This window comes from Paenibacillus sp. J22FR83 (genome assembly GCF_059691955.1).
In genome coordinates, this window is record NZ_JCAUAM010000016.1 from 14,131 (window position 1) to 40,686 (window position 26,556).

A 26,556-nucleotide genomic window follows, 5' to 3' on the forward strand; every position below is an offset into this window, starting at 1 on the left:
GTGATAGACGCAAAGCTGAGAAGTAAGGAGTGCTGACCTATGGTGAATTGGATCTGGCTGTTTTTTATCGTCGTTGGTTTTCTCGTCGCGGCTATTAATGGTGATGTAGAATCCGTTACACAAGCGGCATTTGATGGAGCGAAGAATGGTGTTACTGTATGCTTCGGATTAATAAGTGTATTGGTTTTCTGGATGGGCATGATGCGTATTGCGGAAGATGCAGGTGTGTTGCAAAAGTTAGCAAGATTGCTGCAGCCTGTTGTACGCTTTCTTTTCCCAAGTGTACCCAAGAATCATCCGGCTCTTGGTTATATTATGTCGAACATGAGTGCTAACATATTAGGTTTAGGTAACGCTGCGACCCCGATGGGGATTAAAGCTATGCAGGAGCTCCAAAAGCTGAATCCGAACAAAGATGAGGCAAGCGCGGCTATGGCCACACTTCTTGCGCTCAATACGTCCAGTATTACTTTAATTCCGACAACGCTTATAGCCATAAGGATGAATTTCAATTCCGTGAACCCGGCTGAAATCGTCGGTACAACTCTTATTGCGACGATCATCTCGACAACAGCGGCCATTTTCGTGGATCGATGGTATCGCAGATCGCGCTCACCTATCCCTCCGCTGAAAGGATGAACCGGCATGTACGCACTCGTTTCACTAATTTCTGCCTGGGCAATCCCCATCATGATTGTGTTCATTCCACTGTACGCTGCTTATCGCAAAGTTCCAGTCTATGAATCATTTGTAGAGGGAGCCAAAGATGGATTCGATACAGCAATCAAAATTATCCCTCATCTCGTAGGGATGATGGTCGCAATATCCGTTTTTCGTGCCTCTGGTGCGATGGACATGCTGATCGGCTGGATGCGGCCTTTTTTCGAAAGTATTGGCGTGCCTACGGAAGTGCTGCCTCTCGCTATTTTGCGGCCTATCACAGGAGCGGGTTCATTGGCATTCACTACAGACTTGATTGAGCAATTTGGTCCTGATTCGATGATAGGACGAATTGCTTCAACAGTTCAAGGGAGCACGGATACAACTTTGTATGTGATAACGGTCTATTTTGGCGCGATTGGGATTCGTAAAGCAGGTTATGCGCTCAAAGTGGGATTAATTTCGGATGCTGTTGGCTTTATTGCTTCTCTTGCAATTTGTTATTTTGTGTTTTCTTAAAAGTCAGTCAGACATGTAAGTGGAAAAGCCATCATTCTGTCACCTTCTGTCAGTTATTGTGGGTTGCCGCTTGAGATTTGTGGTTAAGTCCGTTATCATTAGCTTGAGGTGAAAGCGGATAATGGAAAGACTGCAAAAGGTATTAGCCGAAGCTGGGATCGCATCCCGCCGGAAATGTGAAGAAATCATTACAGCGGGACGCGTGCAAGTGAACGGTGAAGTCGTCACGACGCTGGGTGTGAAAGTGAATACAGAAGAAGATGAAATTCGGGTAGATGGACGTGCGATAGGTCAGCAGAAGAAGATCTATGTCATTTTGAACAAACCCAAAGGTGTTATTACGAGTGCGACGGATCCAGAAGGCCGTAAGGTCGTTACGGATTTCTTGCCGGGAATCAGAGAACGTGTCTATCCTGTTGGTCGATTGGATTATGACACAGAGGGCTTACTCATTTTAACCAATGATGGGGAATTTGCGCATTTGCTGACTCATCCGAAGCATCATGTACCGAAGACCTACCAAGCGACTGTCAAAGGAGTGCCGCACGGCACGTTATTAGATAAGCTCAAAATGGGCATACAGTTAGAAGACGGCATGACCGCACCTGCTGAGGTCGAGTACGCGGATGTGAATATGGAGAAGAATGAGTCCGTTATTCAGATCACAATCTATGAAGGAAGAAACCGCCAAGTCAGACGGATGTTTGAGGCGATTTCGTTCCCCGTAATCAAGTTAAAGCGGATTAAATTCGGTCCCATCTTCTTAACGGGCTTGGCAAGAGCGAAGTATCGCCACTTAACGCCCAAAGAAGTTGAAGAGCTTAGGAACGAAGCGCTAAGGACACATAACGTTCAAAAAGGCCAATAAGAATTGGCCTTCTTTTCGTTATAATAAGGGTATAATTCGATATGCCAAAACTAACATTGACGACAAAGCGAAGGTGATTAACAATGGGTCGTAATAAGAAGTGGGTACAGATTGGGATCTTTACAATTGTGCTCATTATTGGTGTGTTTACGATTATTACAAATTTGTCTGCCTCAGCAAGTAAGAAGTACCCGCAACAAGGAGAGAAAGCAACTAACTTCTCTTTGATTGGATTAGATGGTCAAACGCACGAGCTTTCTGATTACAAAGGGAAAGTGGTGCTAGTGAATTTCTGGGGCACATTCTGTCCGCCTTGCAAAGAAGAAATGCCTGATCTCCAGAAGCAATACGATAAGTGGAAGAGTCAGGGTGTTGTTTTCTTAGAAGTAAATGTGGACAAGAATAAAGTAACAGTCCAAGGATTCATGGAGCAATACAAATTAAACATGCCAGTTCTGCTCGATGCTAATGAAGTAGTTCGTAAATTGTATGGCGTCATGGACTATCCAACAACCTTCTTTATTGGGACGGATGGCAAAATAGCTGTGAAAAAAATTGGCCAAATGGATGAGAATTTCATTAATGAGACGATTTCAAGTTTGGTGACTAAGTCTTAAATAGCAAGTCTTATGTATGTTCATCGTTTTTAGGAGGTCGTCATGTTCTACAATACCAAATGCGATTGCGGACATCAGAACCCCACTGGCACCACCCTGTGTGAATCCTGTGGTAACCCGTTGATCGATACCGATGGCAGAGACATACTGGAAATGCGTTATGACGGTATGGCTAGAAGGTCTCAGAAATCAAATCCTTCTCTGCTCGATAAAGTCTGGAATTTCTTCTCCTCAGTCAAAATAGCCGTATGGATCATTCTTATCACCACGTTAGCTTCGGCTGTAGGTACGATATTCCCGCAAGAGAACACCTTCCTGGATATGGATCCATCCCAATATTACAGCGAAAACTACGGAACACTGGGAAATATTTATCATGCTCTTGGATTTTCCCATACGTTCAGTTCATGGTGGTTCATTACATTACTATTCATGATTGGTACTTCGCTTGTCATTTGCAGTCTGGATCGTGTTCTGCCTCTTTATAGGGCACTTTCAAAGCAGCAAATCCGTAAACATATTAATTTCTTGACGAGGCAAAATGTTACACTCGTGACTGATCTGCCTGCGGGGACAGATGAAGTTGCTTGGACGAACAAGTTGGGCACACTCCTGCGTAAAAAGAATTACCGCGTACATACCGATGGCTCCGCACTTCTTGCTGAGAAATATCGCTTTAGCCGCTGGGGTCCTTATATCAACCATATTGGACTCATTATTTTCTTAATCGGTGTGCTAATGCGTGGGATACCTGGCTGGCATATGGATCAATATATGGGCATCCTTGAAGGTGAAACGAAGCCAATCCCACATACGTCGTATTACATTAAGAATGAGAAATTTACACTCACGTTATACGATGAGCAAGATCTTCCCGAAAGTATCAAAGCCAAAGGTCAGATCGTTCCGAAGACGTATGAAACGCAAGCTGTCTTGTATCATTGTACGGCGAATTGCGATGGCGGGTCAGAAGCGCCTGTACTGGAGGAAGTTCATAGGGACAATATCATTGTGAATCATCCGCTGGATTACAAAGGTCTGCAAGCGTATCAGTTTGATTATAAAGCAACACCCTTACTGATCTCGGTGAAGCCTACACTTAGCAATCCAACTACGGGTGAGTCTTACGGCAGCTTCGATCTGCCAATGAATAACCCCAAAGAGTCATATAAGGTAGGTGCCTATACACTTACGCTGAAAGGTTTCTTCCCAGAGTTCAGCATTGAGAAGGGGCAACCGATCTCATTATCGAATGAACCGAAAGCACCAGCTTTTATTTTTAGCATTACAGGACCGGGGCTATCCGAAAAAGGGGAACCATATCTGTATTTCCCGAGACAAATCGATAAGGAAACGTTCTCTCAAGATACCATCAACGGTGCGATAAGCCAGAAGTTGAAGATTTCGGTTGGCTCTATGGAAGGCGTTCAATTTGCCAATTATACGACATACTTGAACATTCGAGTGGATAAAGCGATGCCATACATCTGGGTTGGTTCTGCAATCTTTATGATCGGTGTCATTATGGGTTTCTATTGGCAGCATCGACGCATTTGGATTCGAATTGATGGGGGCAAGTTGACGCTCGGCGGCCATACGAACAAGAACTGGTTTGGACTTCGCAATGAAGTCGCCGCAGCGCTGAATAAGAATGATCTGGACATATTACCGAAAACATTAGCAAATGGAGGAAATCAGGGGTGAATGTAAACTCTGTCAGCAGTACCTTTCTGCTCATCGCTTTTTTTGTATATTTGCTCGCATTCTTCCTGTTTGTTGTTTCGATTACGGGTAAAGTATGGAGCAACCGGAAGCCTGAAGACCACACGAGAAAGTGGGGCTTCGTTGCTTATATCACATCGGTTGTCGGTTTCGCTTGTCATGTGACGTTCTTCTTCACGAGATGGGCAGAAGGGGATCATATCCCAACTTCGAATATGTATGAATTTATGACCTTCTTAGGTATGATGATCATGTGTGCTTTCTTGATCCTGTATCTCATCTATCGGACACCTGTTCTAGGCGTCTTTGCACTGCCAATCGGTTTTATCATTATTGCTTATGCGTCTGTTTTCCCAAGTGAGGTACAGCCATTGATTCCTGCGTTGCAGAGTTACTGGTTGAAGATTCACGTGACTACTGCTGCTGCTGGAGAAGCATTCTTTGGCGTTGGTTTTGCCGGTGGATTAATGTATCTGCTTCGAGCCGTTGACTATACAGGGACGACGAAGAACGATAAGAAGGAACAAAGAGGTATTGAACTTACCCTATTCTTTATCCTTATGCTCGTTGCATTTATTGCTTCGATTTTTACTTTCAATGGATCAGGTTACAAAGCTGTATTCTCCAAAGATGTGATTGTTACGAACGCACAAGGTGTACAGGAAACCAATCATACAACAGAAACTTATGTATTGCCTCCAATTGTGCAGCCATATGAAATGAACGTCGTAGAGATGAAGTCATTCCTTGGCATGACTGAACCCTTATTTACAGCGCCATCGTGGATGGAAGGGGCAAGTGCAGGTCGCAAGTTAAACACCGTTATCTGGTCAATTCTCGGCGGTTTAATCCTGTATGGACTAGCGCGTCTTGTGGCACGCAAACCATTAGGTGCTGCGATTGGCCCGATTGTAAAAGGAATGGATGCCGAAGATCTGGATGAAATCAGTTATCGCGCGATTGCGATAGGTTATCCGATCTTTACGCTGGGGGCACTCATCTTCGCGATGATTTGGGCTCAGGAAGCGTGGGGCCGTTTCTGGGGATGGGATCCCAAAGAAGTATGGGCTTTGATTACATGGTTATTCTATGCTGTATTCCTTCATCTTCGACTTTCAAAAGGTTGGCAAGGTAAGAAATCCGCGTGGTTAACTGTGATTGGATTTATTGTCGTTATGTTTACATTAGTAGGAGTAAACTTAGTTATAGCAGGACTGCATTCCTATGCAGGTGTTTAAATCCAAGTACGTACAAGAATAGAGGATGTGACACTAAATGGAATTGAAACCAAGTATACTTGTTGTTGATGATGAAGAACGTATTCGCCGATTGCTTCGCATGTATTTAGAGAAGGAAGGCTATCTCATTGAAGAAGCGGAAGATGGTGAATCCGCATTGCGGATGGCAACCGAGACCGATTTCGATCTTATCTTGCTTGATGTGATGCTGCCAGGCATCGATGGTATTGAAGTCTGTGCACGCCTTCGTCAAGTGAAGTCCACACCCGTCATCATGTTGACTGCGAAAGGTGAAGAGACGAATCGCGTGAGTGGTTTCGAAGTGGGGGCGGATGACTATGTCGTCAAACCGTTCTCGCCTCGCGAAGTGATTTATCGTGTGAAAGCGATTCTTCGTCGCTCTTCAGCTACTGCGTATCTGTCCAAAGATGCAAGCTCCAGCAACAATATCGTATTCCCGAACTTAATTATTGAGCATGATGCACATCGTGTGACAGCTGGTGGCCAGGAAGTTGCGCTGACGCCGAAGGAATATGAATTGCTTCATTACTTGGCTGTTTCACCTGATAAAGTTTTCTCACGTGAAGAGCTTCTGAAGGATGTTTGGAACTACGAGTTTTTCGGTGACTTGCGTACCGTTGATACACATGTAAAGCGACTACGTGAGAAATTAAACAAAGTATCCCCGGATGCTGCAGCGATGATTACAACGGTATGGGGTGTAGGCTACAAGCTAGAGGTGCCTAAATAAGTGTTTATTTTCAGAAGTGTCGTAGGTAAGCTATGGTTAACCATTATAGGCCTAGTTGGGGTTGTCTTGCTCATACTGGGCTTTTTCCTTGTCAAATATATGGGGAATTATTTCTCGCAAGCAACGGATCAACGTGAGAATATGAAAGCAATGGCACTCAAGTTTTCGGAAGAAGCAACGACGCATATGTACAATGAGCAATTCTATAAATTAAGTAATGAATTGCTGAGTTTTCAAGATTCCAGAATGCTTGTGATTTCGACGGATATGAAGGAAATGGTCATCCCACGAACTAATGGGAGTCAGTTAGCTGAATTCCATGTTACGGATTTCTATAATGCAGAAGAACTGAAGCCTGTATTTGCCGGCCAACCGATCGATAAGCAAGTGAATAAATCACGTACAGGCCGCTTCGATGCAGAAGCCGAATACCTCGTTGTGGCAGTTCCTCTTTTCAATTTGGAGGGGGCCATAGTAGGGGCGACATTGTTGTATCAATCTCTGCAGTCGTTAGAAGCCACACAATCGTATATGTTAAGATTATTTGTTTATGTGTCCATTGTTGGATTTCTCATGACAACCTTCTTCGCTTTCTTCTTGTTCTCGCAAATTACGCGACCGCTTCAGCAATTGAAGAAAGCAGCTGATTTCATCACACATGGGGAATATGGTACGCGCGTTCCTATTCTTTCCAAAGATGAGATTGGTGAGCTTGCCAAAACGTTCAATCACATGGGCGAGAAGGTTCAAGAGAGTATTCATGCCCTCAGTCAAGAGAAAGAACATTTATCGAGCATACTTCGAAGTATGACCGATGCTGTAATCACCTTGGATGTGAATGGCTCTGTGATGCTAAGCAACCCGCAAGGCGAGAGAATTGTTGAAGAGTGGAGCACGATCGAGTGGTCGGACGATGAGGGAGAGCCAAGACGATTCCCGAAACCGGATATAGCGCTAGGCGATTGGGGACTCATGAGCTTCAATAATCCAAGCTCGATGCCAATACCGGTACCGTTGATTCCGCTCTTTGAAGCGGTTGTTGATGAGTCAGCAGAGGCCGCTACAAAGCTTCATGTGCAAAATGGCGTGTGGTCCGTGGCGATGACGCCACTGTACTCCCGCGATCAAGTGCGCGGCGCTGTGGCCGTTCTCCGTGATGTGACGGAGGAGGAACGGCTGGATAAGCTGCGCAAGGACTTTGTGGCGAACGTCTCGCATGAGCTGCGTACGCCGATTTCGATGCTGCAGGGCTACAGTGAAGCCCTGCTCGACGATATTCCCTCCACGCCGGAGGAACGCGTGGAGCTGGTGCAGGTCATACACGACGAGTCGCTCCGCATGGGGCGCCTCGTCCGTGACCTGCTCGATCTGGCGCGGATGGAAGCGGGCCATCTCGAGCTTTCCTTCAGGGAGGTCGAAATCGACTCCCTGGTGAGACGGATGCACCGCAAGTTCGCGGTGCTGGCCAAAGAGCGCGGCATCGCGCTAAGCGTGACGCTGCCGGAAGAGCCGCTCATCCTGCAGCGTGCGGATGAGGATCGCTTGGAGCAGGTGCTGACGAACCTGCTCGACAATGCATTCCGCCATACGCCTGCAGGAGCGCGTATCGGCTTGAAGGCGGAGGCGTGCCTCTCCAAGGATCGGCCCGCGATTCGAATCGAGATCGCCGATGAGGGGCAGGGGATACCTGGCGAGGACTTGCCATTCATCTTTGAGCGCTTCTACAAGGCGGACAAGGCGCGGACCCGCGGATCTTCTGGGGGAACGGGACTTGGCCTAGCAATCGTGAAGAATATCATTGATTCTCATCATGGTACGGTAACTGTACAAAGTACGTGGGGGCAAGGAAGCACGTTTACAATCTGCTTGCCATGTGAACATAAATAAACAGAAAATTGTGCGAATTTCGACACAAAGAAAAAGGCGAATGCTGAGTTATCACTCGGCATTCGCCTTTATTTGTAGAATATTCAGAAATAATCTTGTTGTTCGTGAAACAATTTGTGCTTAGTACAGGAGTTACAGCGTAAGTGCGCGAACATTTACGATTTCTTCTTGGCTTGTAAGCTCAGCCAATACTTCAGCAGGAGCTGTTTTATCAATGGTTAGAACCATGATCGCGGAACCACCAATCACTTTACGACCAACTTGCATAGTCGCAATGTTCACTTGATTGCTTCCAAGAAGTGTTCCAACGCGTCCGATAATACCTGGTTTATCGTTGTGGGAAATTAACAACAAATTGCCGTCAGCTGCGAAGTCAACTGGGTATTGATCGATACGCACGATGCGCTCTCCAAAGCCTGCAAGTAATGTTCCTGCAAGTGTTTTTTCCTCTTGCTTTGTTTTAACCGTAACGGTTACAAGGTTTGTGAAACTATTGGATGCATTGGATGTTTGTACGACGATGTTAACACCGCGTGATTTAGCCAGATGCATGGCATTAATGATGTTGATGGATTCCAATTGATTTTGGAAAATGCCTTTGACGATGTAGCGAGTTAATGGGCTTGTATCTACATCCATTAAGTCACCTGCATAGTTAATTACGATTTCAGATACAGCACCTTGAGCGATTTGTCCAAGGACAGAACCGATTTTTTCACCAAGGCTGAAGTATGGTTGAAGTTTGTTTAATACATCTGCAGGTACAGGAGGCATGTTTACAGCATTCTTAAATGGTTCATTACGAAGAATATGAAGAACTTCCTCGGAAACGTCGATTGCTACATTTTCTTGTGCTTCAATCGTCGATGCACCAAGATGTGGTGTTACGATTACTTTCGGATTTGTTAAGAAAGGGTGATCTTTCGCAGGCGGCTCAACTTCGAATACGTCGAAAGCTGCTCCTGCAACGATGCCTTGATCAATCGCTTCAACCAATGCTAGTTCATCAATAATACCGCCGCGCGCACAGTTGATGATGCGAATGCCTGGTTTCATTAATTCGAATTGTGGTTTTGCAATCAAGTGACGCGTTTCTGGCGTAAGTGGCGTATGAACTGTAATGAAATCAGCTTGTGCCGCGATTTCGTTAACAGAACCTAGTTTAACGCCCATTTTCTCTGCGCGCTCTTCTGTCAAGAATGGATCATAACCGATAACTTCCATACCGAATACTTTTGCACGTTTCGCGACTTCACTACCGATACGTCCCATACCGAGAATACCTAGCGTTTTGTTGCGAAGCTCGACGCCGATGAATTTACGATCCCATTCGCCGCCAACTGTTTTCTTATATGCTTGTGGAATCATACGAGCTGTTGCCATCATCATAGCAAATGTAAGCTCACATGTTGCGATTGTGTTGCCGTCTGGTGCGTTGATAACGATAATACCGCGTTTCGTAGCTGCTTCCAAATCGATATTGTCGACGCCTACACCAGCGCGTCCGATTACTTTCAATTTTGAGCCAGCATTCATGATTTTCTCTGTTACTTTCGTTTGGCTGCGAACTAAGAGGGCATCGTACTCACCGATAATGGCAATGAGTTCGTCTTCGGATAGACCAGTTTGTTTAACCACTTCAACATCAGCTGCATCATAAAGCATTTGAATTCCCATGTCACTAATTGGATCGGATACTAGAACTTTAAACATAATTCGGTTCCTCCTTAGATTTGAACATAAAAAAACTCCCAGCCCTCGGCTACAGACAGTTAGCCTGTAGCCAAAGGGACGAGAGATTGCTTTCGTGGTACCACCCTAGTTCGCTGCCCATTCGCATGGGTAGCCTCAATTGGTCTTGCGACCTGGAACTGTAACGTGTTCCTAACCCGATTGCATCTACTTAATTCAATGCAATAACTCTGGAGTGCTCCGCAATATGTATGCTACCGATTCTCACCTGCCATCGGCTCTCTGAAAGCAACATCTCATGCTTGGCTCCGTCAACGCTGTACTGTGATATAGAATTTTAACTAGATTACCATGCGTACGAAATCGTGTCAATACATGTCGAACGATTTTTACTAAATCGTCATAAATGTTCGGATTGACAACAATTTAGAAGCTTTTTGTTTATTCTAAAGGAAGAATGTACAGAAAGCAATGGTCATTTACGAATATTTGAGCCCTTGTTTCTGGTGTGGTACAGTAAATGTAGGAACTTATGTTATGTATGCAGGAGTGTGTAAACAAATGGAAATTAAACGCATCTATCCGCAAATTTTTCTTCAAGCTGTCGATCAGCATACACTAGGAGACAGTGTTATTATCGATGTGAGAGAACCTCACGAATGGGAGTACTATCATATGGAAGAAGCCAAGCTCATCCCGATGCAACAAATTCCGCTTCGCATGGGCGAACTTCCTGATGATAAGGACATTTATATCGTATGCGCGCATGGGGTGCGCAGTATGCGTGTAGCCGAATATCTGCAAGAGAACGGCTTTGAGCGCGTTATCAATGTCGACGGTGGAATGGCTGCCATCGGGATGTTCCGCGGCTTCCAATACGATTGAAAGAAAAGCTGATGACTTCGTCCTTGGGGACCAAATCACCAGCTTTTTTCTTAAAGTAAGAATCATTACAGGTACCTTTTATTTTGCATCAGAGAAGAATGGTAATTGAGGTAAAGTTTCATTGGCATACCACTTCGCTTTGCCTTTGACAAAATCACCTGTGCGAACAGCATTCGTGCTTAATAATAACTCCATGGTTTGATTTACATCATTCACATTTAATTTCTTAGCTTGTCCAGAGGCGATGAATTCATCAATTCTAATTGTTAAATCTTGCGGATAAAATGGCGAGAACGCTTTGTTTTTTAATAATTTGGCAGTGATATATACATTCTTTACATTGAAATTCATAGCGCGCCACTGGTCGAGATTAGCCGTATTGTTCGAATCGAAATACTCAATGTCCGGATCCAACGTACCGTTCCACACTAAGATGGAGTCAAAATAGTTTTTTTGTGCCGTTAACGCTTGCGTTTTGGCTTCTAGGAAATAAGCATCCTTCTGAATGGCGTCAAGCAACTGCGAATGACTTTGCGCATTAGCTTTAGACTGATATGTATTTAATGCATCGGTGAATAGTTTAAGGCTTTTCAGATAACCTTGATGTGATTGCACGAGCAGTGGGGAAGAGGCAGGCATGCTTTTACTTTGAAGCGTATTGTATTTGTCTGCTGCAATTTTACTTAACTCTTTCAGAACTGCCGAAGCATCCACGGCCCCACTATCCATTTCAATTTGAGACAATAATTCAAACCATTTATTCTGAAATTCCCTAAAGGGTAAAAAGATGGTATGGTAATATGATACGAGTACTTGTTGGTCGTATGCACCAACTTCAGGTTGGGCTGATACTTGGTCAGCATGCATGATTTTATCGTACTTCAAATCGGATTTCGTTTGTCCTAATCGCAAGCCGTAGAAAAAAGCGCCAAGGATACAGACCAGCATAAAGATGAACATGAGGGCAAATAAATAATCAGTGCGAGTAAGACGCTTCTCCATAAATCAAGCTCCTTGTTGTGTCTTATTATTGTTTTAGTATAGGCCAATCTCCATGAAAAAGGAATAATATAAGGAAATGAGGCTAGTTCCTTTGAAAAAATTTGACTTCAAGAATCTTCGTATCGGGAAAGTTGATATTAATGAACTGAATGATAAGACATTATTACTGAATCTTTACATTACTCAACTTCTTACGCTTATTATCGGAATTATCATCCTATTATTTCAGAGTAATTCAAAGATTCTTTCCGCACTATCGTTTCACGGTGGACTACGGGTTATCATTTGGGGTTGTTTGTTTGCTGTCGTCGTACTTGGTGTTGACTTGCTTATTTCACGTTGGGTCCCCAAGGAAGTGTCTGATGACGGCGGCATTAATCAAATGATTTTTGGAAATAGGGCCATTTGGCATATTGCACTTATTTCATTTATTGTGTCAGTCTGTGAAGAAGTCTTATTTCGTGGTGCGATTCAACATGCCTGGGGCCCATATTGGACTAGTATTTTGTTTGCCGCTATCCATGTTCGATATCTGCAACATTGGCTTATGACGGGCATGGTTTTCTGCATCAGCTATGGCTTAGGGTGGATTTACCTTCATACGGGAAGCCTATGGACACCAATAATTGCGCATTTTATGATTGATATGGTGATGGGTTGTATACTTCGTTTTAGCAAGGAGGAAGATCAAGGTTCATGAGTGTTGGAGAACGAGTAACTTCAAGGTCGAATCCTGTCGAGGAGGAGAATCAAGGGGATGATACCTATTTGCCGCCGCGTAGAGCCGTACACCCTTCAGAACAAGGTAAATGGACGAATCTTTTTTATTTGACGTTGCTTTGGTTGTTTATCGCTTTGGTTGTGAGTTTAACTGTATGGGGAATCAAGTATTCTTCGATGTAACCAATAAAAGAGCCATACCTGCCACGATGCGAATCACTTCGCGGCAGCGTATGGCTCTTCTTTCATTCTTATCTCATTTCTAATTCTATTGCATTAGGATCTACAAACGAATACCCTTTTTCCTCAAGTTTTGTGAGCAATGTATCAAGTGCACTTACCGTCCATGGGAGCTCATGCATGAGGATGTTGCTGCCACTATGAAGCTGCCCCAATACATTCTCTATTACTTTATTGGAATCATTATTTTTATTCGTCATTTCCCAATCTAACGATCCATTGGACCATGTCATATATAGCATTTTGTTGTTTTTTACTTTTGCTTTAACATAATCATTGCCTGATCCGAATGGTGGACGGAAAAATTGCGGGGACTGACCCGTAATTTCTTTGACGATTTGCTGAACATCATCGACTTGTTTATCAATTTTCTCGTTCGGCATATCTTTGAGGTTGTCATGATCCCAAGCATGATTGCCAATGATATTGCCACTTTCGTGAACAAGCTTAACGAGCTCAGGCTTCTGCTTAATACGATAACCATTCATGAAGAAGATGGCTTTCGCCTTATGCTTATTCAGAATGTCAATGAGAGATTGATTCATCGCTTGCACTTTGGGTCCATCATCAAAGGTTAATAAAATGACTTTTTTATTACCGTTGGGGTCATTTGGCACGATATCGTAGTTTTTATTCATATGGTAGGTCTTTTGCACTGTTTCTTGGGCGGGAATAGTTGGTGTCGGTGAAGGTGTTGGTGTAGGCGCCGCGGTAGGTGTTGGAGATGGACTCGGGCTTGTTGTATCCTGAACAACTGGCGCTGAACTCGTTGTTGCAGCAGGGCTTGTTTTCGTTTGATCTGCATTGCAGGCAGCCAATAGAAGCATGACGGTTAAGATTAGTGTGCTAGCTTTCTTTTTCATAAATTAAATTCTCCTTAGATCCTTACATAATGGTCCTCCCTTATAGTACCACAATTAGGTTTATAATTCGCGAGGCCGATTCTCCTATGTTTTCCTTCTCATGTTGTGTATGTCTACTTCTAAACTCGCACACCCTATAAAGGATTCATACTACTTATCATGGAGGGAGATCCAATGAAATTAGGAACATTTATGCTAGGTGGCATTGTAGGAGCGGCTGCTGTCGTGTATCTCAATCGTAAAAGTAAATCCATGCTTTTCTCCGCCTTTAGCTCATCTAGTCAATCTATGGGCAATGTGGTGGATAAAGCGAAAGAATCGTTCACAAGCCCTTCCTTTGGAAATTCTTCAGCCCGAAATTTCTCTTCAACGAGTACAAATGGCTTAAATCAGGTAGAGAAAATCGTCAAAGAAGATCCTAGTTTGAAGGCAACTGTCAATGAAATTTTGCAGGATAATAAAATAAGTTCCTCTACAATTCAATAAAGATAAGCTCGCAGCACAGTCTGGTATACCCACGGGGCCGGCTGTGCTTTTTCTTTTTATACATAACTTAAGCGTGCAATTACTCAGATTTAGTGTTAACATGATAGGTGAAAACAATAGATGGATGCATGTCCATTTATTGATTAGTGGTTCACCTTTTTATGTTTCTAACATATTCTGATTGAAATAAGGTGACCATGCTTTCGATGCAAGCTTTCCAGTTGGAGAGCTCAAAGGAGGATCCTATCATGAAAATAGAACGCTTAAGTCAGGATAAGATACGGATTTTCCTAACATTCGATGACTTAACTGAACGTGGAATTCAAAAAGACGATATGTGGAGAGAAATTCCGAAAGTACACGAATTGTTTAGTGAGATGATGGATCAAGCCTATTCGGAGCTCGGATTTGACCCGTCCGGCCCGCTTGCTGTTGAGGTATTCGCCCTCCCAGCACAAGGGATGGTTGTTATCGTAACTAGAGGCAAGCTTGATTTGTATGCGAGTTCAGATGCATATGAAGATCATGAAGCCGAAGAAGTGTACGAAATGGAAGTTACGCTTGAACAAAGCGATCTAATCTCCTATTCTTTCCGTGATTTTGAAGATCTGCTGCGTGTATCCAAAGTAATTAATCCCCTTCTGATGGAAGGTGGTACCCTGTATTCGTATAAAGGGAAATATATTTTACAGTTAGAACCTGTAGAGCTTGAAGAAAATAAGTATCAGGCGCTTATCGCGGTCTTATCTGAATTCGGTGAAGCATCCTCAGTGACCTTGGCTGTTCTTGAGGAATATGGGAAGACGATCATTGCAGACGACGCCGTTAAGGTGCTCTGCCGCCATTTCAAATAATCGGGACTCACGTCCTGATGCATGAGAATGAAACAAGCATCTTCCAAAAACAACCGTTTTTGAGGATGCTTGTTTTGTTTTCCATTATACGCAATGAAGGTCGTTAAGGTTACACGTAGAAATGTTGGGACATACCGACTATAATAGATGTATATATTCTTACTTAGAGGGGAGCTGGAACATGCATATCGTGCCTATCTTATTGGCAGCCATAGCGCCAGGTCTCTCATTGCTCGCTTATTTCTATCTGAAGGATAAGTACGAAACAGAACCTATTCACTTAGTGATACGTATGTTCCTCTTCGGTGTACTTCTTGTTTATCCGACGATGGTTCTGCAGAATGCATTTATACAGGAGTTCGGCAATGGCACGATCATGACATCCTTTTTCCTCTCTGGCGGAATTGAAGAGTTTCTGAAGTGGTTTATTCTGTATCACTTGATTTTCCGTCATGAAGCCTTCGACGAGCCATACGACGGAATTGTGTATGCGGTAGCTGTAAGCCTTGGCTTTGCAACCCTGGAGAATATTATTTACGCATTCTTGCATGCTTCTTCGTTCTCAGCCTTGATGCTCCGGGCGCTTCTGCCCGTATCGGGACACGCTTTATTCGGTGTCATGATGGGGTATTATATGGGCAAAGCCAAATTCGTTCCACATAAGCAAAATAGGTATCTATGGCTATCGTTGCTGCTTCCTATTGCTTGGCACGGCGCATTTGATTATATTTTGCTTATTTTCACAAACAGCTGGATTTGGATCATGATTCCCCTTATGACTTTTCTGTGGTTGCGCTCGATTTGGCGCGTAGATCGTGCTAATGCACATTCTCCCTTACGCGTTGTGACTGTGGAAGAGAAGATTAAAGTGGGAAGATTTGGGTCATAATGACTGTATATATGTTGAACTCCATTACATGGATGGGGAAATACCGGGAGGGTATACATGTCATTAACGACGCGCGTGAAAGTGAAGATCCGATGTCGATTATGTGGTGAGAAGTTCGTATTGCGAGGCAAAAAGGAAAAAGATAAGATCGAAACGGGATTTCGGCAATGTATCTGCAGCAATGAGCACGATTTTGAAATAGAAACGGAAAGTTAGCAAAGGCCATTCTTTCGAATAGGCCTTTTTTGTTGTATATCAAATTATGCACCCTGCTTATTTTGTGACAATCTTGTATAAACCTGCCTCCACGCGTAAAAACTAAGCGCAAGATTGGGTATGAAAGGAGCAGTTTTGTGTATAAAAGATTAAGTATCGTCATGTTTCCATTTCTTTTGCTGGCTTTAATCGGGGCTTCTGTGTGGGGGTATTTGGAGCACCAAGAGAAGAATACGATATTGATTAAAGCGGAGAATCAGTATCAGCGCGCGTTTCATGATCTGTCTTTTCACATGGATAAGTTACATACGGAGCTTGGCAATACATTAGCCGTGAATGAAACTTCGGAGCCATCTTACCGGAAAGGTTTGGTTAATGTTTGGCGATTAACAAGCCAAGCGCAAAGTGATATTACACAATTGCCATTAATGCTGCTGCCTTTTAACAAAACGGAAGATTTTCTAGCGAATATGGCTAATTTCTCGTACCGAATGTCTGTTCGGGATATGACGAAACAGCCTTTAACCGAAGCAGAAATGACTACGTTAAACACGTTGTATGCACATTCTGCTGATATAACCAAAGAAATACAAGGCGTACAAAATAAAGTAATTGCTAACAATTTGAGATGGATGGATGTGGAGACGGCTCTAGCATCTGAGAATGAAATGCACGACAATGCAATTATCGACGGCTTTAAGATTGTGGATAAACAAGTAGGCGGATACAATGAGTTGAATTGGGGGACAGGCAGTTTAAATGTGTTCTCCAAAAACGATGTGAAGATGCTGACAGGCAATGAGATGACAGCCGAACAAATTAAAAAGAAAGCAATTGATTTCCTTGGTGTGAAAGATTCATCCGGTATTAAAGTAGTCGAGAACGGTGGAAGTGCACCTGAGTTTCAAAGTTATAGTGTTGTAATCCCAAGCGGTGATGCTACGAAAACAGATACCCAAATGGACTTCACCAAAAAAGGTGGTCATTTGATCTATTTTATGAAAACACGTGATGTACCTGTTGCGAAGTTTAATCTTCGTCAAGCTAGAGATGTAGCGAATGAGTTTTTGGATGGGCATGATTACAAGGATTTAAGTGCAATTAGCTATGATCAATATCAGAACACGGCGACGATCCTCTTTGCGAAGAGAGAAAATAATGTCACCATCTATCCGGAACAAGTTACAGTTAAAGTAGCCTTAGATACCCTTGAAGTTACAGGCTTGCAGGCGACCAATTATATATATTCGCAGAAGCAACGCACGATCGGCCAACCGAAAATTACGGCGGATCAAGCTCGCAAACAACTAAGTTCGAAGATGAAAGTGACAGGGGAATCCTTGGCGATTATCAAAAATGATTTGGACGAAGAAGTGCTCTGCCATGAGTTTATCGGAACTTTGAATAACAATATCTATCGTGTTTATGTGAATGCAGATGTGGGCATGGAAGAGAAAATCGAAACAATTCGTCAAGATCAGGTAGACGCTGCTAAAGGAAAATCATAAACTGGAGTGGCAGGATATTATCCTGCTTCTTTTTTTTCTATCCAAATCGTGAGGTCATGTTATAATTAACGTATAATACTTCGCGGAGGTGCGGAAATTGCTTCCTAAGGTCAACCAGATTTTACATATGCAAATGAATAGTATTGATGAAGAAGAGTCCAAAATCGAATATAAGTCAAGGATTGCTGATGTGACAGAAAGCACGATCATTATTGAAATTCCTCTGAATGAAAAAACAGGGCGATTGAAAAAACTGTATCAAGGTGATGAGATTAGTGCTCATTTCCTAGGTCAAGGTGGCGTGAAACATTATTTCACGACAGAGGTTGTCGCTTTTACGGAGGACGTTATTCGACTAATCGAACTGAGGCTTCCCGAGTTGAGCGCGATTACTCAAATCCAGCGCAGAAATTTCCTTCGCGTTTTAGCAGAATTAGAAATTGCCGTGAAGCTGAATGATCAGATCCAATTTATCGGCTTAACTGATGACGTCGGCGGTGGAGGTATTTCCTTTATTTGTGATGGCCATATTCCAATAGGTCTGAATGCGATAATTTCATGTTGGGTTCTTGCGCCATTTAAGAATGGCTCAATTGAGCATATTCCGTTCACGGGTGAAGTTGTGCGTGTGAAAGTTACCGAGACAGGAAAGCAGTTAGTGATGATCCGATTTGCAGAGATTGCGGATCGAGAGCGTCAGAAATTGATTCGTTTCTGCTTTGAGAGACAGATGGATTTCCGTAAACGCTAGGGATTGAGATCTATACACGAAGGGTATACTGCTATGCATATCGGATGCTAGCGGGAGTGATCTCATGTCGAAGGAGCAAGATACGGAGCCTTATGAACAATTGTTTTTGCGATTTTCTGAGAAAGTAGAGAAAGTCATAAAAAGAGCTGTGATTTTCGTTGTTATTTTGTTAGTTTGTGTACAAGCTTTGCTGCAAAATGCGTATATTCGCAAGCATTTCACTCGCGTTGAGCCACTTGAAGGACAGCCCTATATCGTGCCAGAACACCCTCATAGAGAACGCTCATAAGCGCCTGAAATCAAGGGTGATTACTACCCAAGTTTTGCATATGACTATGTTGTGTGATATAATTTTTATTAATTAGCAGGCAAGTGCCTGCTTTTTTGTTCGTAAGGTACTGCGAAGTATTGTTAGGAGGAACAGCAGCTTGGATAAGTTCAATATTGCCATAGATGGTCCTGCTGGAGCCGGTAAAAGTACCATTGCACGGTTAGTTGCCGGTGCACTTGGTTTTATTTACGTGGATACAGGAGCCATGTATCGAGCAGTAACGTGGAAAGTACAGCAAGAAGGGCTGCTACCTGAGCAAGAAACAGAAGTGGCTGCGCTCGCTAAACGAATGCAGATTGAGCTCATTCCTGGAGATGAAGGCCAACAGGTCTTCGTTGATGGTGTTGATGTGACGAAAGCGATTCGATTGGCAGAAGTAACGGCTCATGTTTCACAAATTGCTAGCTATGGCGCTGTACGTCATTTGTTAGTTGCTTTACAGCAGCAAATGACTGTTTCCAAAGGCGTAGTCATGGACGGCCGTGACGTTGGCACGCATGTCATGCCAGATGCAGAGATCAAAGTTTTCTTAACAGCGAGTGTGAAAGAACGTGCAGAGCGCCGATTCAAGGAACTAGAACACAGTGGCACGAATACACTGACTCTTTCCGAGTTGGAGCAGGATATCGCACGTCGGGATCAATTCGATGAAGCAAGGGAGATTTCACCACTGCGTAAGGCGCATGATGCCGTGTTGATGGACAGTACGTCAATGACGATTGAAGAAGTTGTGGACGAAATCCTTGGACTTTGCAAGGACAAAGTCGGAGGTGGCAAATAAAGATGCTATATCGCATCGGAAGAGCCTTATTTCGATTTATATTCACCGTATTTTTCCGGATGCGTGCCATCGGAATGGAAAACGTTCCATCGCAAGGAGCTGTTGTATTGTGTGGTAATCATACTAGCTTCTTGGATCCCCCATTCTTAGGTTCACCATTGCGCCGCAAGGTGCATTTCATGGCCAAGGCGGAGCTCTTTGATATACCAGTGCTTGGGTCAATCATATCCAAAGTAGGTGCATTCCCTGTGAAACGCGGAGGCGTAAGCAGAGAGTCAATCCGACTTGCCGTACAATTGCTGCGCGACGGCAATATGCTAGGTGTATTTCCAGAAGGATCAAGAAGTAATGCGGGTGGAATGGGGAAAAAAGGCGCTGCTAGTCTTGCGCTGAAATCAGGCGCTGCTGTTGTTCCGGTAGCTATCGTAGGTACCTACTCATTATTCAGACGTATGACAATTGTTTATGGAACACCACTTGATATGACCCCTTATGAAGGCGGTAGTTCTGAGGATCTGGAGCAGGCGACTGAGGCAATTATGAAAGAAATTCGCCGACTACATACAGTTACTAGTAAAGGCTAAGCAGAAATGTATGGAAATGAAAGCTTGGAATTATACTAACCATAAACTGATTTGAACTTATTACTCGTGTTTGAAACAGAGTAGGAGCATGACTTCTACCCTGTGACTTATAAATTATTTTTGTTGGTTGTAAATAGAGGAGGCTAATCTCATGTCAGAAGAAGTAAAAGTTGAAGATCAATCACAGGAAGTTCAAGAAACGGCCGTATCACAAGCAGAAGCAGAGCATGCACTTAACAATGTGGCTGTGTTGAAGAAAGGCGCTACAGTTAAAGGCAAAATCGTTAAAGTAGACGCTGATCAAGCATTCGTAGATATCGGTTACAAATACGATGGTGTTATCCCAGTTCGTGAGCTTTCTTCCGTAAGCCTGAATGACGCTGCACAAGCCGTTGAGCTTGGTCAAGAAGTTGAGCTGAAGATTGTTTCCATCAACGATGCTAAAGAAACATTGGTATTGTCCAAACGTGTAGTTGACAACGAAAAGGCTTGGGAAACGCTTCAAGGACAACTTGACAGCAAAGAAATTATCGAAGCTGCAGTTGCTGAAGTTGTTAAAGGCGGATTAGTTGTTGATATTGGCGTGCGTGGTTTCGTACCGGCTTCAATGGTTGAACGTCAATTCGTTGAAGATTTCTCTTCTTACAAAGGTCGCACGTTGCGCCTTCGTGTGAAAGAAATTGATCGCGAGAAAAACAAAGTCATCCTATCCCAAAAAGATATTTTGGATGAAGAATTCGAAGCAAACAAAAAGAAAATCATCGAAGGTCTTCAAGTTGGTCAAGTGCTTGACGGTACTGTACAACGTTTGACACAATTCGGTGCTTTCGTTGATATCGGCGGAATTGACGGACTTGTTCATATTTCCGAACTTGCTTGGCAGCATGTTGAACAAGCTTCTGATGTTGTTAAAGAAGGCGACAAAGTTAAGGTGCAAATCCTTAAATTGGATCCATCCAATGACAAAATCAGCTTGAGCATCAAAGCTACACAAGATGGCCCTTGGTCCAATGTTGAGCGTGATTTCAAAGCTGGTGATATCGTAACAGGTACAGTTAAACGTCTTGCAGCTTTCGGCGCGTTCGTTGAAGTGGCACCAGGTGTTGAAGGTCTTGTTCACATTTCCCAAATCGCACACCGTCACATCGGTACTCCGCATGAAGTGTTAAAGGAAGGTCAAGAAGTGCAAGTGAAAATCTTGGAGATCAACCTTGCTGAGAAACGCGTGAGCTTAAGCATCAAAGATACAGAGGATGCTCCTGAAGCACCTGCTGGTGCAGCAGCTCCAGCAGCTGGCAAACCAGAGAGAGAAAGACAACCTCGCGGCGATCGTGACCGCGGTAACAGCGCTAGTCACCAAAAAGAAATTGCTGGCAACGAAAACGTATCCCTAAGCAATCAAGGTTTGTCCATGACACTTGGTGAGCGTTTCGGAGATAAACTAGCTAAATTCAAAAAATAATGGGATCCAATTGCTAGGGAGGGTACAGAAATGCGCATCTCACGCAAAATGGAGCATGTCCATTACGCGCTGGAGCTTGGTCAAACTCGTCAGCAAGGGTTGGCGGATATCAAGCTTGTGCATAACTGTCTTCCTGAGACATCGACGGATCATATTGCTTTAACAACAACAATCGGCGATCTCACTATGAGTTCGCCGATTTTAATTAATGCAATGACCGGCGGAGCTCATGAGACAGAGAGCATCAATCGCGAATTAGCCATACTCGCGAGGGAAAAAGGTTTACCTATGGCTGTTGGCTCCCAAATGTCAGCTATTAAGAATAGCGAAGTGGCTTCTAGCTATGAAGTGGTGCGAAGTGAGAATCCACATGGTATCATCTTTGCTAATCTGGGTAGCGAGGCTACAACAGATCAAGCATTACGTGCGGTAGATATGATAGAAGCGAATGCACTTCAGATTCACTTGAACGTTATGCAAGAATTGATTATGCCAGAAGGTGATCGCAGCTTCATAGGCATGCTTAAACGGATTGAAAATATTGTTCGTCGTATACCCGTTCCGGTTATTGTGAAAGAGGTAGGCTTTGGCATCTCACGCGATAATGCGAAGCAATTAAGAGATATTGGCGTTCAAGTGTTAGACGTAGGGGGCTCAGGCGGCACGAACTTTGCTGCCATAGAAAATGCAAGACGTCCTGAAGCATTAGATTGGCTGAATGATTGGGGGACACCGACGAGTATGACTTTACTAGAGACCCTGTCTGTTTATCCATGGGGATCTGTTATTGCGTCTGGCGGTATTACGAATGCATTGGAAGCCGCGAAAGTACTTACTTTAGGCGCATCGGCAGTGGGTATGGCTGGAGCATTCCTCAAAGTATTACGCGTAGATGGTGTTGATGCACTTCATGCTTATGCCGAAGAGCTTCATCAAGGACTTATTTTAATTATGACGGCCTTAGGCGCTAACTCTATACATGATCTTACAAAATGTCCGGTAGTTATTGTTGGGGATACTGCAGAATGGTGCCGTGCGAGAGGAATTGACTTAACTTCATACACAGAGCGAACTAATCAGAGTAAATAATCAAATTATTGCCATACTAAGGATCAGGCAGATCTCCCTTGTTATGCAGGTGAGGGGGAGTCTGAAGATCCGCAAGCTCATCGATGACAGAGCAAGTCATTTGATAGCTAAGCAGGCTAGGTGGTTTGATTATGAATGCCGGTTATCTGTCGCTTATTCTCCTTTGCATCACGCTGATCTTGTTCGCCAGCGGCTGGAAGGAGCTCTACATTCGAAGTATATCGCATAAAGGCATGCTTCTTTTTTTTGCCTCTTGGCTGGTTGGATCGAGAGTAACGGTGACGTTACATCAGGTACATATCCAACTTGTCTATGTTGTTGTACTTTCGATCGCATTTAGTATTCTTTATGTCACACAAGGTTTTATACATAAGCTTCATTTGCTTTCCATAGGACTACTGATCGGTTCGCTCCACTTTCTATTTCAACAACTGCTGGAAATGGATCCAATTCTTATTATTCGAAATTCAGAATGGCAGACGGCTCTTTTAATTGCTTTAGTGGCTGTCGTTGTACAGCGCAATGCTTGGGAGCAAATTGCAGCTATTTCGATCGGTTATTTGATCGGTGATATGTATCAAGCAGGAATTCATCAAGTAAATGGTTTTCATCAGCTGGGGATGGCTACCTTTCAAGACCAATGGTGGCTTTCTATTTTTACAGCAAGAACGATAACAATTGTCATACAAGCCGCATACAGTGGTTGCCGTACCGTCGTGAGAAGTTGGCTAGACCGCAGGGGGGGCAACTAAGATGGATATGGATTGGTTACATGCGCATCGGTATACGATTGGCATAGTCATTGGTGTAATATTTGGTATTTTGTCACGACTGAATATGTTACGAACGGATTATCGGCAATATCCAACGTATCCACATGGCAAAATCATTCATGTCTCCCTTGGCGTGATCGCTGCTGGCCTTGGAGCGGTTGCCGTACCTGCTCTTTTGGAGAAAAATTACACGGCTGTCACATTTCTTTCTTTGGCCGCACAACAATTCAGGGATGTGCGCAACATGGAAAGACAGAGCTTAACGAAAGTGGACGAATTAGAACTTGTCCCTCGAGGAGCAGCTTATATCGAAGGGATTGCAATGGTATTCGAAGGCCGTAATTATTTGGTCATCATGACTGCGTTTTTGGCCTCCTTATTTAGTATTATAGGAGCTTGGTACTGGGGGATCGCTGCGGGAGTTATCTCGATATGGCTGGCGAACTTTTTTAAATCAGGCAGCAAATTAGGAGATATCGCCGATATTGAACCTATTGATATTCAAATGGAGGGGCCGGACGTCTACGTGGGTTCTATTTATATAATGAACGTAGGGCTAAGGGATTCAAGAGAGAAAATAATGAAATATGGTCAAGGCTTTCTTATTAAACCGAAGAATCGAAACGCTCGTGTAACGATTTCTCATGTTGGTCAGAGACAAGCAATTATGTATGATATGTCCACATTGTTTGGCGTCTATCGAGATGAAGGAGAACCTTCGCTGCGACCGATGGCCAAATTGGATTTGGACTCAGGAACGATTGGTTTACTGTTGCTCCTGCAGGAACATGACAAAGAGAAAACATTCACGGCGCTTCATCGTGTACCTGTTCTTGAAAGTGCTGTGCGTATGCCTTCTGAAGCTGGAGTCAATAAAGAGAAGGAGGGGTAATGCCCTTATGTCGCAAATTCTCGCGATCGTGACATTATCGAAAGACCGAATTGCTGGTGGTGCTCCTATCTTTGTAGTTGAAGGTGAAGAAGAGATGCAGAGAACGGCGTTCTCTTTGGAGAAAATGTTAGATGCGAATGCCCATGATTTAAAAAACGGCACGATGATTCTGGTGAAACATTCCTGAACATCCGATGGAAGAGCGCTTGTGAAATGTGGTAGTCTCAAAAGTGATTAGCCAAGGCGCTTCTTTTTTGTTATGATGTAAGTTGCGTAATTTTCCATGGCTGAACATGGAATCCGAAGGAGAGATGTCATTTGGCTAGACCGGTACTTGCAATTGTAGGCCGACCTAACGTCGGGAAATCCACCATTTTTAATCGAATCGTAGGCGATCGTATGGCGATCGTAGAAGATAAACCAGGTGTCACGCGAGATCGTTTATATGGTGTTGGTGAATGGCTGAATACATCGTTTAGTGTCATTGATACGGGCGGTATTGAAATTGATGGCGAAGATGTCATTCTGAAATCTGTTCGTGTACAAGCTGAGCTTGCCATCGAAGAAGCGGATGTTATTGTGTTCATGGTCGATGCCAAAGCAGGCGTTACACCATCAGATGAGGAAGTAGCGCAGTTATTGTTTCGTTCCAAGAAGCCAGTTGTCTTGGCGGTGAATAAAGTGGATAATTTGGCACGTCAGGATGATATCTATGAATTCTATTCCCTTGGTTTCGGTGATCCTGTTGGGATATCTGGCTCTCATGGAATTGGGATTGGCGATTTGCTTGAGGTCGTTTGTAATTTGTTCCCTGATAAAACAGATGATGAGTATGGGGAAGAAGTTGTTAAATTTGCCTTGATTGGTCGACCGAATGTAGGGAAATCTTCGATGACGAACGCGATTCTAGGTGAAGAACGGGTAATTGTAAGCGACGTTGCAGGAACAACTCGTGATGCGATCGATACACCTTTCGAACGTGATGGACAGAAATTCGTTATCATTGATACGGCGGGTATGCGTAAACGCGGCAAAGTTTATGAGAATACCGAGAAATACAGCGTGATGCGGGCAATGAAAGCCATTGAGCGAGCAGATGTGGTATTGGTAGTCATCGACGGTCAAGAAGGCATTATTGATCAAGATAAGCACATTGCTGGCTATGCACATGAAGCGGGTAAAGCGATTGTGATTGTTGTTAATAAATGGGATATCGTTGAGAAAGATGATAAGACGATGCAACACTTTACGACGACGATTCGCGATCATTTCTTGTTCTTGAGTTATGCTCCTATTGTGTTTGTTTCTGCCAAAACAACGCAGCGCCTTCATAAATTATTGCCTGTCGTTGTACAAGTAGCTGAGAATCATGCTTTGCGTGTACAAACGCATCTCTTGAACGATGTTGTTTCCGATGCGGTTGCCTACAATCCACCGCCAACGGACAAAGGAAAGCGTCTACGGATTAACTATGTGACGCAAGTTGCTGTTAAACCGCCGGTGTTCGTACTCTTCGTAAATGAGCCAGAGCTTATGCATTTCTCATACGAACGTTATTTGGATAACAAAATTCGTGCAGCATTTGGCTTTGAGGGAACACCCATTCGCATCTTGAGCCGTAGAAAAACTTCGGACAAAGAATAGGAGATGTTGTATATTGCTTTCGATAATAACAATTGTAGTGGGCTATTTACTAGGATCCATCAGCTTTAGTTATTTATTCGGAAAATGGTTTAAGGGCATTGATATCCGCAAGCACGGAAGTGGGAACGCGGGGGCTACGAATACGCTCCGCGTTCTCGGGAAGGGACCAGCAATTCTCGTCCTGCTGCTGGATGCTTTCAAAGGCGTGCTAGCTGTCTTGCTGGGAGCTTGGGCTGCTCCTGGTCAAGATGATATCGGGATTAGTGTACTATGTGGTTTAGCTGCCATTGTAGGGCATAATTGGCCCGTATATTTCGGTTTCCGCGGTGGCAAAGGCATTGCGACTACGATTGGGGTCATGGCGACGCTATGTTTTGTCCCAACATTAATCGCAGGTTTAACAGCAATCGTTATTATCGCTATCACACGATTCGTATCGCTTGGATCCCTTATTCTTACAGCACTTTTACCTTTTCTTATTTGGGGGATGGACCGGCCGTTACCTGTATTGTGGATAAGCATTTTGCTGTGTGTTTTTGCTTTCATTAGACATCGGACGAATATTGTGAAACTTATTCAAGGTAAAGAAAACAAGCTGGGCCAGAAAAGAGCCTAACGAAAAACTACTACGC

Annotated in this window: 30 protein-coding genes and 1 other annotated feature; of the genes, 27 read left to right on the plus strand and 3 right to left on the minus strand. The window is 43.7% G+C overall.

Translation table 11 applies throughout. The annotated features are described in order from the left end of the window. Positions 1–39 precede the first annotated feature (39 nt). From AC58PV_RS25880 to AC58PV_RS25915, 8 genes are all read left to right on the plus strand, one after another. On the plus strand, positions 40–639 hold the full coding sequence (locus AC58PV_RS25880) for a nucleoside recognition domain-containing protein (protein ID WP_497435511.1): 600 nt from the start codon (positions 40–42) through the stop codon (positions 637–639). 6 nt (positions 640–645) lie between these two features. After that, on the plus strand, positions 646–1,179 hold the full coding sequence (locus AC58PV_RS25885; protein WP_068670420.1) for a spore maturation protein: 534 nt from the start codon (positions 646–648) through the stop codon (positions 1,177–1,179). A gap of 121 nt (positions 1,180–1,300) precedes the next feature. Further along, positions 1,301–2,047 carry a pseudouridine synthase gene (locus AC58PV_RS25890; protein WP_497435512.1) on the plus strand — a complete coding sequence of 249 codons (747 nt, stop codon included), beginning with the start codon at positions 1,301–1,303 and terminating at the stop codon, positions 2,045–2,047. Between the two features lie 83 nt (positions 2,048–2,130). Beyond that, positions 2,131–2,664, plus strand: a complete 534-nt coding sequence (locus AC58PV_RS25895) for a redoxin domain-containing protein (protein WP_497435513.1) — start codon at positions 2,131–2,133, stop codon at positions 2,662–2,664. A 42-nt stretch (positions 2,665–2,706) separates the two neighbouring features. Continuing rightward, positions 2,707–4,368 carry a cytochrome c biogenesis protein ResB gene (resB, locus tag AC58PV_RS25900; RefSeq protein ID WP_497435514.1) on the plus strand — a complete coding sequence of 554 codons (1,662 nt, stop codon included), beginning with the start codon at positions 2,707–2,709 and terminating at the stop codon, positions 4,366–4,368. Next, complete coding sequence (ccsA, locus tag AC58PV_RS25905) at positions 4,365–5,624, plus strand: cytochrome c biogenesis protein CcsA (protein ID WP_497435516.1); 1,260 nt, start codon at positions 4,365–4,367, stop codon at positions 5,622–5,624. The genes resB and ccsA overlap by 4 nt, the downstream gene beginning before the upstream one ends. 37 nt (positions 5,625–5,661) lie before the next feature. Beyond that, a complete protein-coding gene (locus AC58PV_RS25910; protein ID WP_057312096.1) occupies positions 5,662–6,375 on the plus strand; it encodes a response regulator transcription factor in 714 nt (237 codons plus the stop codon). After that, a complete protein-coding gene (locus AC58PV_RS25915; protein WP_497435517.1) occupies positions 6,376–8,262 on the plus strand; it encodes an ATP-binding protein in 1,887 nt (628 codons plus the stop codon). A 132-nt stretch (positions 8,263–8,394) separates the two neighbouring features. On the opposite strand, the gene serA is transcribed toward AC58PV_RS25915, so the two are convergent. Continuing rightward, positions 8,395–9,975 carry a phosphoglycerate dehydrogenase gene (gene serA, locus AC58PV_RS25920; protein WP_497435518.1) on the minus strand — a complete coding sequence of 527 codons (1,581 nt, stop codon included), beginning with the start codon at positions 9,973–9,975 and terminating at the stop codon, positions 8,395–8,397. A 71-nt stretch (positions 9,976–10,046) separates the two neighbouring features. Then, positions 10,047–10,278 (minus strand) — a binding site (T-box leader). Positions 10,279–10,515: 237 nt separating this feature from the next. Here serA and AC58PV_RS25925 point away from each other — a divergent pair. Next, positions 10,516–10,839 (plus strand): rhodanese-like domain-containing protein, encoded by a 324-nt coding sequence (locus tag AC58PV_RS25925; protein WP_497435520.1) that lies wholly within the window; start codon positions 10,516–10,518, stop codon positions 10,837–10,839. Between the two features lie 78 nt (positions 10,840–10,917). Here AC58PV_RS25925 and AC58PV_RS25930 read toward each other — a convergent pair whose 3' ends face one another. Beyond that, positions 10,918–11,841 (minus strand): hypothetical protein, encoded by a 924-nt coding sequence (locus tag AC58PV_RS25930; protein ID WP_497435521.1) that lies wholly within the window; start codon positions 11,839–11,841, stop codon positions 10,918–10,920. Positions 11,842–11,932: 91 nt separating this feature from the next. Here AC58PV_RS25930 and AC58PV_RS25935 point away from each other — a divergent pair, with 91 nt between their 5' ends. Next, positions 11,933–12,541, plus strand: coding sequence for a CPBP family intramembrane glutamic endopeptidase (locus AC58PV_RS25935; RefSeq protein ID WP_497435523.1), 609 nt, complete (start codon positions 11,933–11,935; stop codon positions 12,539–12,541). Then, positions 12,538–12,744 carry a hypothetical protein gene (locus AC58PV_RS25940; protein ID WP_068670393.1) on the plus strand — a complete coding sequence of 69 codons (207 nt, stop codon included), beginning with the start codon at positions 12,538–12,540 and terminating at the stop codon, positions 12,742–12,744. Before AC58PV_RS25935 ends, AC58PV_RS25940 begins: the two co-directional genes overlap by 4 nt. A gap of 68 nt (positions 12,745–12,812) precedes the next feature. Here AC58PV_RS25940 and AC58PV_RS25945 read toward each other — a convergent pair whose 3' ends face one another. Then, positions 12,813–13,664 (minus strand): polysaccharide deacetylase family protein, encoded by an 852-nt coding sequence (locus AC58PV_RS25945; protein WP_497435524.1) that lies wholly within the window; start codon positions 13,662–13,664, stop codon positions 12,813–12,815. 174 nt (positions 13,665–13,838) lie between these two features. Here AC58PV_RS25945 and AC58PV_RS25950 point away from each other — a divergent pair, with 174 nt between their 5' ends. The 16 genes from AC58PV_RS25950 (at position 13,839) to plsY (ending at position 26,540) form a co-directional block, all read left to right on the plus strand. Beyond that, on the plus strand, positions 13,839–14,150 hold the full coding sequence (locus AC58PV_RS25950) for a hypothetical protein (RefSeq protein WP_497435525.1): 312 nt from the start codon (positions 13,839–13,841) through the stop codon (positions 14,148–14,150). Positions 14,151–14,398: 248 nt separating this feature from the next. Beyond that, entirely contained in the window at positions 14,399–15,004 is a 606-nt protein-coding gene (locus AC58PV_RS25955; protein WP_497435527.1) for a genetic competence negative regulator, read from the plus strand. Between the two features lie 181 nt (positions 15,005–15,185). After that, the gene (prsW, locus tag AC58PV_RS25960; RefSeq protein ID WP_497435528.1) at positions 15,186–15,893 is read left to right on the plus strand and encodes a glutamic-type intramembrane protease PrsW; all 708 of its coding nucleotides are present in this window, start codon (positions 15,186–15,188) and stop codon (positions 15,891–15,893) included. A gap of 57 nt (positions 15,894–15,950) precedes the next feature. Continuing rightward, entirely contained in the window at positions 15,951–16,109 is a 159-nt protein-coding gene (locus AC58PV_RS25965) for a hypothetical protein (RefSeq protein ID WP_164483569.1), read from the plus strand. A 137-nt stretch (positions 16,110–16,246) separates the two neighbouring features. Continuing rightward, complete coding sequence (gene ypeB, locus AC58PV_RS25970; RefSeq protein WP_497435529.1) at positions 16,247–17,617, plus strand: germination protein YpeB; 1,371 nt, start codon at positions 16,247–16,249, stop codon at positions 17,615–17,617. A gap of 88 nt (positions 17,618–17,705) precedes the next feature. Further along, positions 17,706–18,368, plus strand: coding sequence for a flagellar brake protein (locus AC58PV_RS25975; protein ID WP_497435531.1), 663 nt, complete (start codon positions 17,706–17,708; stop codon positions 18,366–18,368). A gap of 64 nt (positions 18,369–18,432) precedes the next feature. Further along, positions 18,433–18,657: a hypothetical protein gene (locus AC58PV_RS25980; RefSeq protein WP_497435532.1), complete on the plus strand. Its 225-nt coding sequence runs from the start codon at positions 18,433–18,435 to the stop codon at positions 18,655–18,657. A 139-nt stretch (positions 18,658–18,796) separates the two neighbouring features. Further along, the gene (gene cmk, locus AC58PV_RS25985) at positions 18,797–19,480 is read left to right on the plus strand and encodes a (d)CMP kinase (protein ID WP_497435533.1); all 684 of its coding nucleotides are present in this window, start codon (positions 18,797–18,799) and stop codon (positions 19,478–19,480) included. 2 nt (positions 19,481–19,482) lie between these two features. After that, a complete protein-coding gene (locus AC58PV_RS25990) occupies positions 19,483–20,064 on the plus strand; it encodes a lysophospholipid acyltransferase family protein (RefSeq protein ID WP_497435534.1) in 582 nt (193 codons plus the stop codon). 151 nt (positions 20,065–20,215) lie between these two features. Then, positions 20,216–21,526 (plus strand): 30S ribosomal protein S1, encoded by a 1,311-nt coding sequence (gene rpsA, locus AC58PV_RS25995; protein WP_497435536.1) that lies wholly within the window; start codon positions 20,216–20,218, stop codon positions 21,524–21,526. Between the two features lie 30 nt (positions 21,527–21,556). Further along, the gene (fni, locus tag AC58PV_RS26000; protein WP_497435537.1) at positions 21,557–22,615 is read left to right on the plus strand and encodes a type 2 isopentenyl-diphosphate Delta-isomerase; all 1,059 of its coding nucleotides are present in this window, start codon (positions 21,557–21,559) and stop codon (positions 22,613–22,615) included. A gap of 131 nt (positions 22,616–22,746) precedes the next feature. Beyond that, complete coding sequence (locus AC58PV_RS26005) at positions 22,747–23,367, plus strand: YphA family membrane protein (protein WP_497435538.1); 621 nt, start codon at positions 22,747–22,749, stop codon at positions 23,365–23,367. A gap of 7 nt (positions 23,368–23,374) precedes the next feature. Beyond that, positions 23,375–24,280: a YIEGIA family protein gene (locus AC58PV_RS26010; RefSeq protein WP_497435707.1), complete on the plus strand. Its 906-nt coding sequence runs from the start codon at positions 23,375–23,377 to the stop codon at positions 24,278–24,280. Positions 24,281–24,287: 7 nt separating this feature from the next. Continuing rightward, entirely contained in the window at positions 24,288–24,467 is a 180-nt protein-coding gene (locus tag AC58PV_RS26015; RefSeq protein WP_056614430.1) for a capping complex subunit for YIEGIA, read from the plus strand. A 131-nt stretch (positions 24,468–24,598) separates the two neighbouring features. Then, positions 24,599–25,924, plus strand: a complete 1,326-nt coding sequence (gene der, locus AC58PV_RS26020) for a ribosome biogenesis GTPase Der (RefSeq protein WP_497435539.1) — start codon at positions 24,599–24,601, stop codon at positions 25,922–25,924. 10 nt (positions 25,925–25,934) lie between these two features. After that, positions 25,935–26,540, plus strand: a complete 606-nt coding sequence (gene plsY / locus AC58PV_RS26025) for a glycerol-3-phosphate 1-O-acyltransferase PlsY (protein WP_497435708.1) — start codon at positions 25,935–25,937, stop codon at positions 26,538–26,540. Positions 26,541–26,556 lie beyond the last annotated feature (16 nt).